The organism is Cytobacillus praedii (assembly GCF_001439605.1).
Classification (GTDB): Bacteria; Bacillota; Bacilli; order Bacillales; family Cytobacillaceae; genus Cytobacillus; species Cytobacillus praedii.
Genome location: NZ_LMBX01000015.1, coordinates 106,846 through 120,415 on the forward strand (window position 1 = coordinate 106,846; position 13,570 = coordinate 120,415).

Consider the following 13,570-nt stretch of genomic DNA (forward strand, 5'->3'; position numbering starts at 1 on the left):
ATGCAACAAAAAAATCCTAAACTTAATTTAATACACTTTTGTTGTATTTGCAACAAAAATATAAGTTTAAAAGCCCATTTAATTAGAATGTCTTTTCAATCGATAGGTGAATTTCTGCTCGAACATTTGACACCCATTCGCCTGAAAGATGCGCTGCATGGGGATATTTTTATGTCCTGTTGCCCCGATGTAATAAGCAGCACCCATTTTTTTAAGGAGGTACAGGGAAAGTTTATGAAGAGCGGAACCCCACCCTATTCCACGATACTCGGGGAGTAACCCAAAATAAAATAATCGGCCTTCATCAACGGTTCCTGGTTCGATGTGAGGCATGGTGATGCCTATTGGGTTTTTCCCATGAAATGCAATCAGACAACTTTTGGCATACTCGAGACCCAGTTCGGATTTCATCCCGATAAATTCCTTTTCAACGGAAAGTGTCGAAGAAGCATTTAGCGAACCTTTCATCGTTTCTTGCCAAACGGCTATAAATAATTCAGCGGTTGTTTGTTCAATTGATTGTATTTCGAGGGATCCTTTCCCACTATCCACATTAAATGAAGAGAGATCTCGTTTATAAAAATATTGTGTCTCCTGCTGCCAAAAATCAAAGGCTCCGAGTAGTTCAAGATAGTCGGTGTTCGCAGCTTCTTTTTCGTTCAAAACGATGGATACAGATTGAATCCCCTTTTCTGATACATGGTCCATCATCTCTTGCAGAAGCTTTTCGAAATGTTCACTAGAGGATACCTGTCCGATATCCTCGATAACATAGTAATTGGGTGTCCCATCAAGAATTTTCATGTCTATTGTTTTCAGCACTTCCCGTTTCCTTTCTATCAAAAATTCTTTGGCAAATGAACCTAATTGAAAAACAAGCAAACGCTTATTCTATTAGATGGCAGGTTTCATTATGAGCATTCAATTCAGAAGATCCCATCAATCCCTATTTAGGCAGAGGGTAGATATTCTCTCCATTCTTTCCATGCTTCCATATAAACGCTTAGGTCGTGCGGATGTACTTTCATACAGACTCCAATGCGTGTATACAACTGAAAAAGAACTTCATCCAAAAGCCGTTCCATAGTAAAAGAAGCATCATTGTTCCATAAGGAAAACAATGACAGTAGCGTACTTACATTTAGACTATCTGGAGAAGAACAAAACGCATAAGTAAAATCGTAAATTTTGGGACCGATTAAAGGCGATGGGTCAATCACTCCTTTTAACTGGTGATCTAAATATACAAAGTTATGAACACCAGTATCCCCATGCAGATAATATTTTTCTTCTTGATCATGATATGTCTTCAATTTATTGATCAGTTTCTCTGCTCTTTTATGCTCCTCACTAGAAAAGAAATCTCCTATATTTTTTTGAGCAAACTCTAAACTGGCCAGGTTAAAGTCTGACCAGGTGTTTCGATAGATGCCATTCACTCTGCCCCAGGGAATATCCTTATCCGCCCTTTGGTAATTATTGAATAGCTCTTTTATTAGAATCGTCATCCATTCCAATTTGGACCCTCGATTAAAGTGGGTCTCTCCAGGAATGTAAGAGTAGATCATATATTCTTTTTTATCGTCCGTATAAAGAACATTTGGAAACAGCTTTACATCCTTATACGCGAGAAGAAAATCCTGAGTGGCTGCAATGATCTTAGGGTTGTCTATTTTTATCACATAGGCTGGCATTCTTCTTATAAGGAGAGTATATAAAATGCCGTTGGTTGTGCCGCTCTTTAACTCCTTTAGTTCCAGACCATCATTTATAATATCGCCTTTATGAATAAGCCGATCAATGATTTCATTTATTCTTACCATCTCTTGCTCCTCTTTGGTTAATTTTGTTATCTATCTAAGGAATACATTCGCCATCTTATTCGGCTATCCTTCTTTGCGGATTACTTACATCCCTTCATCATACTAAATTTTAGGAAGGCAGACAGAAGAAAAACAGAGAATGATTAAGTAAACTTTTCTATTCTAGCTTTAGAAAACAATAGAGTTAATGTTACACTAGGAATAGATTAACTGGATATTTAATCCAGTAATGGAGGCTTAGCATGAAGATGATGGAAGAAGTTATCGTAGAAATTACAGATTTAAAGAAAAATTATGGATCAAAGTCCGTCTTAAATGGCGTTTCTCTTCAAGTAAAAAAAGGAGAAATCATTGGGTATATTGGTCCGAATGGAGCAGGAAAAAGTACCACTGTTAAAATCATTCTTGGCATTGAGGAAAATTATTTCGGCGAGATCAAACTTTTCGGTCATGATATTTCTGATGGAAATATCGACTATAAAAAGAAGATTGGCTATGTACCGGAAATCGCCGAAGTATACGACAATTTAACCGGCCAAGAGTATTTAACCTTTATTGGCGAATTGTATGGTCTCGACCTTGACCTCGCTGATTATAAGGCAAAGAGCTTAATGGAATTATTCGGGGTAGGCGAAGTCTATTATTCTCGAATTGCCTCTTACTCAAAAGGCATGCGTCAAAAGCTTTTAATTATCTCAAGTCTATTACATAATCCAGAGCTTTTATTTTTTGATGAACCGATCAACGGGCTGGATGCAAATAGCGTGATGATTTTTAAAGAAATCATGTCCCAGCTTTCCGAACAAGGAAAAACGATTTTCTATTCCTCTCATATTATGGATGTAGTCGAAAAAATAAGCAGCCGCATCATTCTCCTGCATGACGGCAAAATTGCAGCCGATGGGACATTTGAAGAATTAAAACAGCAAAATACGAAGGGGTCACTTGAACAAATTTTCAACCAGCTTACAGGGTTTAATGAACATAGAGAACTGGGTTCAAGATTTGTATCAGTCGTAAAGGAGATGTAAGCATGCAAGACTTTCGCACGCTGAAACTATTGGATCGTTTTGAAAGAGTTTTTAACAGCTTTGGCGTAGATTACAAGATAATGAGAAAGATTTTACAAGTTAAGTTAACGATGGATGGTCGGCGGGTGCCCACCATTTTCTCACAAAATGCGAAAAAAAAGGACCAGGAAAGCAACAATCAATATTTAAAATCATTATGGATTTACGTGATATTTGGCCTGTTTACGATCCCTTTTGTCCTTATGGGTGAAAATTATCTTTTTCAAATGAGTCTCTTCTTTGGGATATTCACCTTTTTTGTCATGACATCAATGATATCGGATTTTTCATCTGTTTTGCTAGACATCCGTGATCGGAACATCCTGTTTCCGAAGCCAGTTAATCGAAAAACGATTAGCACCGCAAAACTGGTACATGTGGCTATTTATCTGTCTTTTCTTACGATAGCACTTGTCAGTATCCCTTTGATTGTTGGCCTTGTCAAAAATGGGCTGTTGTTTTTCCTAGTTTCAGCCTTAAATATCATCCTAATTGACCTGCTGATCATTGGATTAACTGCCCTTATCTATTTATTTATTCTGCGGTTCTTTGATGGAGAAAAATTAAAAGATATTATCAATTATGTTCAAATTGGGCTGTCACTTATGATTATGGTTGGGTACCAATTACTTATTCGCTCTTTTCAGTTCATAGACTTATCCGTCTCGCTAGAACCTCAATGGTGGCAAGTATTTATCTTTCCGATGTGGTTTGGGGCAAATATGGAAATGATCATGCATGGTTCCTATCAGCCGTTTTACCTTCTCTTTACTGCTTTAGGAATCCTGATTCCTCTTCTATCCATTGGAATTTATATGAAGTTTAATGATGCTTTTGAACAAAATCTTCAAAAGCTCACGTATCATGGAAAGGCGAAAGAAAATAAAAAAGGCAAGCTCCGTCAGATGTTCCTTAAAGTGATATGCCACACGAAAGAAGAAAGAGCCTATTTTCGATTTGCCAGTTCCATGATGAAAAATGAACGTGATTTTAAATTAAAGGTGTATCCATCTTTGGGTTTCTCCATCGTGATCCCTTTTATTTTTATCATGAACGGATATAATACCAATTTTAATGAGCTATCAACTAGCAAATCCTATTTAACAATTTATTTTAGCTTAATCATTATCCCGACCATCATGATCCTCCTAAAGTATTCAGGTAAATATAAGGGTGCGTGGATATACCGGGTTGCTCCGATCCAACAGCTAAATCCAATCTTTAGCGGTACGATCAAGGCGTTCATCTTTAAGCTATATCTACCCGTTTATTTGCTTCTAAGTATAGTATTTATTGCATTATTTGGCGTTAAGGTAATGCCCGATCTTGTGATTGTATTTATTAATGCCATTATTTATGCGGTCATTTGTTTTATGGTTCTGAAAAAGTCTATTCCCTTCTCGGAGTCTATTGATCAATACAATCAAAATAGCAATGCGGGCATAATATTCGGTTTAATGCTGTTTGTTGCATTGTTTGCTGGTCTGCATTATGTCAGCACGCTGTTCTCTTACGGAATCTATCTATATATGGTGATTGCCATCATTTGTTTGGCTGCTCTTTGGAAACAGGCTTTCAATATTACTTGGACCAAGCTTATGGGATAATTTGTTGGGGACAGGCGACACAAGTTCATCTTAAAAGCCAATACGGGGCTGTCCCAAATGGACAGCCCCGAACAGACTTATATACATAGAAACATGCTAAAAAATTGTCGGAATCATTCCCCCATCCATCCGGATTGGAGATCCTTTAAATGCAGATGCATAAGGACTGCATATAAAAGCAGCTAGTCTTCCAATTTCAATTGGTTTGATAAAGCGCTGTATTTCAGACTGAGGTAAGTTTGCAGTCATAAATTTTTTCTCTTTTTCTGAAAAAGTCATTTCTTCATTAGGGAATAAACTTTCAATAATTTGATACACGTTTTCCGAGAGTGTTGGCCCTGGCATGATCGTATTAACAGTAACTTCTTTTCCTGCTGTTAATTTAGATAAGCTTTTTGACAAAGATAAGAGCATTGATTTTGTCATGCAATATTGAGGCATTTGTCCTGAAGGCATAATCGCTTCTTCGCTCGTAATAAATATAATACGCCCAAAATCATTTTTCAGCATTTTAGGCAAATAAAATTTTGATAATCCATTTGCTGCAAGAACATTCGTACGGAAGTATTTTTCCCATACTTCATCTGTAACGTCGTCATATTGCATGATTTCATAAATACCCATATTGTTTACTAAAATATCAATAGCAGGATATTTTTCAAATAAGGCTTCTCTTTGTTGACTATCAACAAGATCGGCTGTAGCATTTTGTGGATCGGTTGCCGGAAATTCTGACTTAATTTCTTTTACCGTTCTTTCTACCTCTTCATCATTTCGTCCATTTATAAGGACATTCACACCTTCCTTTGCAAGTTCAATTGCAATTGCTTTCCCTATTCCTTTCGTTGATCCTGTAACTAAAGCTGTTTTATTTTTTAATCCCATATCCATAAGATCGTTCTCCTTTTAATTTCCTAGATGCTGCGTACGCCAATTGGAAGGAGTATCCCCTTCCCAAAGTCGAAAAGCGCGGTAGAATGAGTTCTGGTCTTCATATCCAATCAAGAAAGCCACTTCTTTAATATCGAGCGAGGGGTCTGACAAGTAATCTCGTGCCTGCTCATGTCGGACCTGTGTTAACAGATGCTTAAAGCTTGTCCCTTCATCAGTAAGCCGGCGCTGTAAGGTACGATCACTCATCCCTAACTCGCTTGCGACCATCTGAATGTCCGGACGTCCTCCTGTTAGGCTTCGTTTCAAGATCCACTTAACCGTCTCGATGATTGAGCGGCTGTTTTGCTGTTCATCTAACGAGTGGTCCAGTACGGGAGTGAGAATCTCCAGCAGCTCTGCATTGTACGAGACGAAAGGAAGGTCTAGGTCTCCTCGATGCAGTGTCAGCCGGTTGTGATTCGCACCGATCCGGATACGGCAGCCAAAGTAAGTTTCAAGTGTCTGTATATCGCCCATTGGCTGCGAAAATTCAACTAACCTAGCCTTCAATGGCTGACCTGTGCCCCGGCGTCCCAGCTCCAGAAGAAATGCCAGCGTGATCCCAACGAGCATCGGCGGACCAGGCTGCACGGTATCCTGCCAATCCAGTTCGATTGTACAGATCTCACCTTTCTCGGTGATACGTAAGCTTTCAGGAGGGCACAGTTGTTTATACCGGGCCATTCGATTTAGAGCATCGCGGAAGTCAAGTGCATGGTAAGTCGCTAATACGGGCGGTGGGTAATGCGCTGTTTCAAAGACGGTCGCAAGCTTGATAATTCCTTTAGCGATGTCATCGATAAGATCGGAATACGACTGCCAGATCGCGAAATATTGGGCGGTGGTGACAGCTGATTCCGTAATAATGGTAAGCGGCAGCCGTGCTTTTCGAACGACGTCATGTGGAGAAATCCCCAATTGATGTAATCCTGTCCAAAGTCCTGCCGGAAATTTAATACGAGTATGAGACGTCATAGTTGCCCTCCTTTAGTTATTTATACATTCACTTACCATAGTTGAGATTGTGTGAGGCCAACCTGATAGGATAGATATTATTTTACCTGTCCATTGACCATTTTTAACTAGCAAAAGACGACATTTTACTTGCCAACTACGCCGATTGAAACCAGCAAGTAATAGGTGCCATTAAACGTAATAACGCTGCCGATTGTACAGGCAGCTTTATTAAAAAACAACCTAAGGGTGAATCTAATTTACCTTGCTAATCCTTGTTTCAAGATAGCTTCCACTGTTATTGAAGAAAAGTACCATTGAATGAGTTTATATGAACTTCTATTTGCTAGGTTCGTTCAACAAGAAGAACGGATCATTTCATCTAGTTAACTTAGTTACAATCATTTGCTTTATATTTTTTATATGCAAAAGGTGTCATGTTCATTGAATTTCGAAATTTCTCAATAAAATAGCTTGTACTATTAAAGCCTACTTGATAGGCAACTTCAGTAACAGTAGGCTCTGCTTGCTGCAAATGGATTAAGCTTTTTTGAATACGATAATCGATAACATAATTTAATGGTGTAGTTTTTAAAATTCGCTTGAAGTACCGACAGCATTCAGATCGACTCAACCCCCCAGCTCTTGCGATATCCTCTAACTTAATCTTCTCAGCATAATGCAGGTGTATCCAGCTTAACATTTGCTTCATTCGTTCACTCTTTACTATTTCCGTCTGTACGTACTCTGGTTGAAAACCATTAAAAATTAAGTTTTTCCAGATTAACGTTAATTGCATAGTTATATCAATTTCAAAATACTGCGATTTTTGCTCAATCAACTGTTTGATAGCTATAATGGCATCTACTATGTTTTTCCCCCAAGGCTCATTTGCTTTTACAAAAACGTAAGGTAAATTAGTAGCTTGTATATAAGGAGTTACATAGGTTGTGTAGAGTTCCTGCGACAGAACAAAATGAGGGGACACATTTAAACAAATATAGACACAGCCCGATTGATTCTTTTCTTCTGCCATGTGCAGGCATCCACTATTTATAAATAGCCCCTCTCCTTTTCTTACTACTATTCTTTCTTCATTTATTTGAAAGATGGCCTCCCCTTTTATAATCAAGACAAATTGAATTTCCTCATGCCAATGGAGTGGGATATACCCATGTAAATTTTGATTAATGGTGGTTTCATAACATGCAATCGGTAAGTTAACTGTACGATGTTGGGTCAGTTCTTTTAAATTTTGATTTACCATAAAATTTTTTATTTGCATGTAATCCCCTCAATATATTTATATTTTTTCATTCAATTTAAGTATTATTAGATCAAGTTCTCACTTATTATAACAATATTATTATATTTAAGAAGGAGAATCGATCATGAATAGACCTACTAGAAGAACAGGATTATTTCTCGTAATTACAGGAGCGATATTTTGGGGTGTTGGTGGTACAGTTGCACAGAAGCTCTTTCAACAATACGCAATCAATGTAAATTGGCTCGTAACAACACGCTTGCTTATAGCTGGTTTATTACTCCTAACCGTTCAATTTATTTGGAAAGATCGTTCTCAAGTTTTTGGGGTCTGGAAAAATAAAAAAACAGCTGTTCAACTGATTATTTTCGGGATACTCGGCATGCTTGCGGTTCAATACACCTATATGGCATCCATTAAATATGGAAACGCTGCGGTTGCGACACTATTACAATACTTAGCTCCAGTAATGATTATCATTTACTTAATTTTACGTAAACAAGCCATTCTAACCCGACGAGATTTGTTAACTGTTTCGCTTGCTTTAGGCGGCTGCTTTTTCTTATTAACAAACGGTTCAATCTCCGGTCTATCTGTACCGACACTTGCAATCATTTGGGGTGTATTATCTGGACTAGCGTTAGCATTTTACACCTTAAATGCAGTTCCTCTCCTTAAGCAATATGATTCCCTTGTCATAGTTGGCTGGGCTATGATGATCGGTGGTTTTGCATTAAGTTTTATCCATCCACCTTGGCAAATGGACTTTTCAAGCTTACGAGCAGAAGCCTTTTTATATTTAGGATTCGTGATCATATTCGGTACAATGATTGCATTTTGGTTTTATATAGAAAGTTTACAAAGTCTTTCACCTAAAGAAACAAGCCTGTTAGGTAGTATAGAACCACTTGCAGCTGTTCTAACAACAGTCTTTTGGTTAAAAGAACCTTTCGGATTTTTTCAGTGGATTGGGACAACCTGTATCATTGGGATGTTATTATTACTAGCTTTGAAAAAAAAGTCTTCATCAAAGAGTAAGCAGCCTCAAAAATATAAAAGGTCTTATAGAATTAGCTGAAATTAGCTAATTCTATAAGGCTTTTTAATGCTAACCTTCATTTCATGAAGAAAGACGCTTTCCATATTTCAGAAAAGCGTCCTTAACAGAAGACTCGACTTCAAGAAAATATATTCCCCTAATATGAGGAATTCAAAGACCATATTGAAGAAATACACTGCCGTTTACTACCCTTATTTACTGATTATCTCTTCAATTCTTCAAATTCACCTACAAAGAAATCGTTTTTGTTGCAACTGTTTGCTGAAATGCCTGATCATGCTCAACAAAAACCATAGTGGGATTAAATCTTTGAATTAGCTCTTCAATCTGCATGCGCGAATAAATATCAATAAAATTTAACGGTTCATCCCAAATATATAAATGAGCTTTTTCACATAAGCTTTTTGCTATAAGCAGCTTTTTCTTTTGTCCGCCAGAATAATGTGATAGATCTTTCTCAAATTGAATTCGGTCAAAATCCATCTTGCGCAGGATGGATTTAAATAATGTTTCATCAATCTCATGCAATTCAATAAAGTCCGATAACAGTCCCTTCAAATGAGAAGTATCTTGCTGGACATAGGATATAACGAGACCTGAGCCTAACTGAATTGTACCTGTATGCTGTATGGGATGTCCTAGAATTAGTTTTAGAATGCTACTCTTTCCGCTTCCATTCTTTCCATCTAGTACAATTCGGTCACCTTGTTCAACATTAAAGCTAATTGGCTTATTCACTGGCTGGTCATCATACTTAACAGACACATCAGCCAAAACAATCCATTCATTTGCCTGAAATTCCAATGATTCTAATTTTAATGACTCGGTTTTTTCTACATTTTTTAGCAGTTTAGACTTTTCCTCAATCGCTTTTTGTTGCCTTGATTCAAGGTTCTTTGCTCTCTTCATCATCTTAGCCGCTTTATGTCCTACAAAACCTTTGTCTAGCTTAGAACCCGAATTTGTTGTCCCATTTTTGGAGGCTTCCACTTGACTGGACCAGCCAGCTGTTCGCTTTGAAGACTGTTTTAATCGCCCAATGTCTTTTTGCAGACGCTGATTTGCTGCCTCTTCATGCTCTTGCTGTCTATCAAAATTTAACTTCCAAGATGAATAGTTACCGCTTTGCACTTCAATATTTGCTCTATTTATAGATAAGATATGGTCAACGCATCCATCTAAAAAGATTCTGTCATGTGAAATTAAAATAAACCCTTTTTTCTTCCTTAGATAATCAGAGACAACCTTTCTAGCATCAATATCCAGATGATTCGTTGGCTCATCAATCAATAGAAATTGACCCTCATTCAAAAATAGTGCAGCCAGCAGCACCTTTGTTTGTTCTCCGTTTGATAATGTTTTAAATGGCCGGTACATAACCTCAGCATCAACATTTAGATAGGATATTTCACGAAGAAACTCCCAATCTTCTGCTTGGGGACAAATTTCTTCTAAGATTTCATGTGTATATTTGTCTTTATCCGAAACTGGATAAGGGAAATAATTAAATACTACCGAAGAAATGATACTCCCGCTATACTCATAATTCCCTAATAATAGATTAAAAAATGTAGTTTTGCCTCGTCCATTCCTGCCGATAAAACCAAGTTTCCAATCTGTATCTATTTGAAAGTTTACATCTTCAAAAATATTATCAAAGCTGCTTGGATAAGAAAAAGTTAAGTTTTGAACCTGTATCATTGACATAATAATTCCTCCTTTGTATTTCAACACGTATTACTTTTTATACAAAGTCGGCACACCCATCTATTTACATATCTCCGTATAAGTTTGATGGATACTATCGACTTATACGGAGTAATACATGCGTTACAATCGTATCTGTACTCATATTATTCTCTCCTTTACTCGAAAAATTCACTTCTAATCTTTGAGAGAATCAAAAAATCCTCCCATTTTAAACTGGAAGGATTAGTCATATAATCATATTTAATAAGTCCTTATTAGCCAATAAACGATTGGCCAATAAGTTATAAACTGATTTATAAAAATGAATAGACTAATCCTATATTTTAAAATGCGAACTTGAATTTATTCGTTTTAAATAAAATATAGATTAGTTAATCATCGTTCATTCATCAGTCCTTTCACATATATTCTATAATTATAACAATTTTTATTATGAAATACAATTTTGCATTGTATTCCTTTAACCTTCATTAGGAGGTATCCTAATTTGTATACATTGCATGCCCCTCAAATTACTGCTTGCCGCTCTTTTGATAATTTGCATACAACTGACCACAAGCAGCATCTATATCCATTCCAAATTGACTTCTAATCGTCACATTGAGACTTGATGATTTTAATTCTTTATAAAAATTTACAACACGACTTTCGTCCACTTCATCAAACTTTAAAGGTGAACGAACGGTATGGTTATATCTAATTAAATTCACATGATATAGACTCCCAGCTTTATATCGGCCTTTTAAAAGACTTACAACTCCTTTAGCATGATCAATTGAATCATTTACACCAGGCAGCATAATATAAGCGATGTAAACTTTTCTGGAAGTTACACGAATATGCTCATCTAATATATCCAGCACATCTAGGAATGGATATCGATTATTAATTGGCATCAGCTTACTTCGTTGCTCATTAAAAGGAGAATGTAACGAAAACGTCAGGTTAACTTGCGGATAATTCTGTGTCATTTTTTGGATGCTTGGTATAATCCCAATTGTTGAAATTGTTAGCCTGCGAGGGCTTAAAGCAAACAGCGCAGGATCAGTGAGTACATCTATGGCATCGAAAACCTGTACATTTGATAATGCTTCTCCCATCCCCATAAAAGAAATACTATCAATGGTATGTCCTTGTAAGTGAAAGAAGAGAATTTGGTCAGTTATTTCATCTGATGTCAAATTCCTTTTTAATCCAATATCCCCTGTTGCACAAAATTTACACCCAAAACTGCAACCGCACTGAGAAGATATACAAAATGATTCCCACCCAGCTTTATATTTCATATTGACCGTTTCTACTTTTTCATTTCCTGAGATTTCAAATAAGACCTTAGTGACTTGCTCAGAATGTTGTTCATTTAAAGGAACAACGTCTAAAATAGACTCACCGAATTCTTTAGCTAAAATTTCTCTTAACGATTTGGGAAGAACAGTCATTTCATTAAATTTAGCTTTTCTTTCTTTAAAAATAGCATTCAAAATTTGTTTCATTCTATAACTAGGGTAATTATATTTCCTAAAGAATTCTTCTATTCTTCTATATTTATTCATTTGTCTTAATTGCATGTATCTCACCTTCCATATGACTCTCTAATTTTTTTGAGTAAATAGAAGGGAGTTTATCTATCCTTTAAGTTAAAGAAGAACACAAAAAGCACCGATCAAATTATCGGTGCTAGGCATTAATACACAAATAAATAAAAGTCATTTATTCGTATGTTTTCATAGATGCAATGCTCCGATAACTGTTTTGTATATGGTTGTATAGCTTAAAAAAGGACAGACTGCTCCCTTTATGTGCTAATCCATCACCAATTTTTGCATTTTTTCCAAACAAAATTCTAAAAACAGTTAACATCGCTTGCACCTCCCTTTGTCAAATTTATCTTTGAGTAATCTAACATAAAAGTAAGTATATGTAAAGTAGATTTCGAGAATGATTGCACAGAAAGTTTATATGTATTTCTTCACAAACTTTGTTTCCCTTGTTCAAAAGCATATACAATAACGAAAAAATACCTAACTTCAGTTGAGAAATTAGGATATTTTTACAACTATTCGTAAAATAATTACTCAGTTATTGCTGTTTACAGTATTTATTTGAATTGTTTATTCCTCCATACTCCCATATCCTTCCGGTGCAGGAATAGCAAATTCAGCGGAACGGCTGACGGCTTCCCACTCTTTCCATGTAGAAATACGTTTTTCTGTATGATCAATTGCTAAATCATATACAAGGCTGCCTAGAATTAATCGAAGAGGAGGATTGTCACTATTAACCAGCTTCATCATAGCTTCAGCTGCCAGCTTAGGGTCGCTATCAGCCGATTCAGTTGAATTTTGTGTAGCCAACTCCTCCCGTAATAAATCATACTCTTTTTTCTGTGCAGTCAAGCCCATTTTTAGATAGAGGTTTGTCCAGTAACCCCCGGGTTCGATAATAGATACCTTTATTCCAAAATGAGCAGCTTCTTGTGCTAAAGCTTCACTAAATCCCTCTAAAGCAAATTTACTAGCACTGTAGACTCCCGACATAGGACCAGTAATCAGTCCACCTATACTTGATATCTGTATAATATGGCCTGAACCTTGTGTCCTCAAGTGCGGCAATACAGCTTGACAAACCCAAACCGCACCATAGTAATTGGTTTCCATTTGACTTCTTACTTCATCTTCACTAAATTCTTCAATCATTCCCAATACCATATTTCCTGCATTGTTTATGACAATATCAAGCTTTCCAAAATGTGTAATGGCCGTTTCCACTTCGGAAAAAACGGCACTTCGATTAGTAACATCTAGCCTCAAGGGAAGCAGCCTTCCTTCAAATTGGCTTTTTAATTCATTCAGCTTTTCAATATTTCTAGCAATACCAACCACCTTATCTCCTGATTCCAATGCTTTTTTTGTGAATTCATATCCTAATCCACTGCTTGCACCTGTAATAAACCATACTCGTGTATTTTCATTGTTACTATAAGTCATAAATAATCCCCTCCACTAAAATTTAATTAATTCGGCTGCATTTAATACCAATTACTTGAAGTTAACCACATCAAAAAAAAACAAAATAAAAAGCACAGGTGATCTGCCTATGCTCTGAATATAGAATAATGGATTCATATAGAACATTGAAGCTATTGA

The 13,570-nt window shown here is 36.5% G+C and carries 12 protein-coding genes; 3 read left to right on the plus strand and 9 right to left on the minus strand.

What is annotated here, in order from left to right:
• Positions 1–78 precede the first annotated feature (78 nt).
• A complete protein-coding gene (locus ASU02_RS16265; RefSeq protein WP_057765478.1) occupies positions 79–822 on the minus strand; it encodes a GNAT family N-acetyltransferase in 744 nt (247 codons plus the stop codon).
• Between the two features lie 128 nt (positions 823–950).
• Positions 951–1,823 carry a hypothetical protein gene (locus ASU02_RS16270; RefSeq protein ID WP_057765480.1) on the minus strand — a complete coding sequence of 291 codons (873 nt, stop codon included), beginning with the start codon at positions 1,821–1,823 and terminating at the stop codon, positions 951–953.
• A gap of 251 nt (positions 1,824–2,074) precedes the next feature.
• On the opposite strand from ASU02_RS16270, the gene ASU02_RS16275 reads away from it, so the two are divergent.
• Positions 2,075–2,854 (plus strand): ABC transporter ATP-binding protein, encoded by a 780-nt coding sequence (locus ASU02_RS16275; RefSeq protein ID WP_057765553.1) that lies wholly within the window; start codon positions 2,075–2,077, stop codon positions 2,852–2,854.
• Positions 2,855–2,856: 2 nt separating this feature from the next.
• On the plus strand, positions 2,857–4,500 hold the full coding sequence (locus ASU02_RS16280; protein WP_057765482.1) for a hypothetical protein: 1,644 nt from the start codon (positions 2,857–2,859) through the stop codon (positions 4,498–4,500).
• 96 nt (positions 4,501–4,596) lie between these two features.
• On the opposite strand, the gene ASU02_RS16285 is transcribed toward ASU02_RS16280, so the two are convergent.
• The 3 genes from ASU02_RS16285 to ASU02_RS16295 form a co-directional block, all read right to left on the minus strand.
• Complete coding sequence (locus ASU02_RS16285) at positions 4,597–5,391, minus strand: SDR family NAD(P)-dependent oxidoreductase (protein ID WP_057765484.1); 795 nt, start codon at positions 5,389–5,391, stop codon at positions 4,597–4,599.
• A gap of 15 nt (positions 5,392–5,406) precedes the next feature.
• Positions 5,407–6,408 carry an AraC family transcriptional regulator gene (locus ASU02_RS16290; protein WP_057765486.1) on the minus strand — a complete coding sequence of 334 codons (1,002 nt, stop codon included), beginning with the start codon at positions 6,406–6,408 and terminating at the stop codon, positions 5,407–5,409.
• Between the two features lie 370 nt (positions 6,409–6,778).
• Positions 6,779–7,672, minus strand: a complete 894-nt coding sequence (locus tag ASU02_RS16295; RefSeq protein WP_057765488.1) for an AraC family transcriptional regulator — start codon at positions 7,670–7,672, stop codon at positions 6,779–6,781.
• A gap of 106 nt (positions 7,673–7,778) precedes the next feature.
• Between ASU02_RS16295 and ASU02_RS16300 the strand changes: the two genes are divergently transcribed.
• On the plus strand, positions 7,779–8,732 hold the full coding sequence (locus ASU02_RS16300; RefSeq protein ID WP_057765490.1) for an EamA family transporter: 954 nt from the start codon (positions 7,779–7,781) through the stop codon (positions 8,730–8,732).
• A 210-nt stretch (positions 8,733–8,942) separates the two neighbouring features.
• Here the strand turns inward: ASU02_RS16300 and ASU02_RS16305 are convergent, their stop codons facing one another.
• From ASU02_RS16305 to ASU02_RS16315, 4 genes are all read right to left on the minus strand, one after another.
• On the minus strand, positions 8,943–10,421 hold the full coding sequence (locus ASU02_RS16305) for an Lsa family ABC-F type ribosomal protection protein (RefSeq protein WP_057765492.1): 1,479 nt from the start codon (positions 10,419–10,421) through the stop codon (positions 8,943–8,945).
• 515 nt (positions 10,422–10,936) lie between these two features.
• Positions 10,937–11,992, minus strand: coding sequence for a Cfr family 23S rRNA (adenine(2503)-C(8))-methyltransferase (locus ASU02_RS16310; protein WP_057765494.1), 1,056 nt, complete (start codon positions 11,990–11,992; stop codon positions 10,937–10,939).
• 142 nt (positions 11,993–12,134) lie between these two features.
• Positions 12,135–12,284 carry a hypothetical protein gene (locus ASU02_RS26720; RefSeq protein ID WP_198317452.1) on the minus strand — a complete coding sequence of 50 codons (150 nt, stop codon included), beginning with the start codon at positions 12,282–12,284 and terminating at the stop codon, positions 12,135–12,137.
• Positions 12,285–12,535: 251 nt separating this feature from the next.
• Positions 12,536–13,411 carry an SDR family oxidoreductase gene (locus tag ASU02_RS16315; RefSeq protein WP_057765496.1) on the minus strand — a complete coding sequence of 292 codons (876 nt, stop codon included), beginning with the start codon at positions 13,409–13,411 and terminating at the stop codon, positions 12,536–12,538.
• Positions 13,412–13,570: the final 159 nt, after the last annotated feature.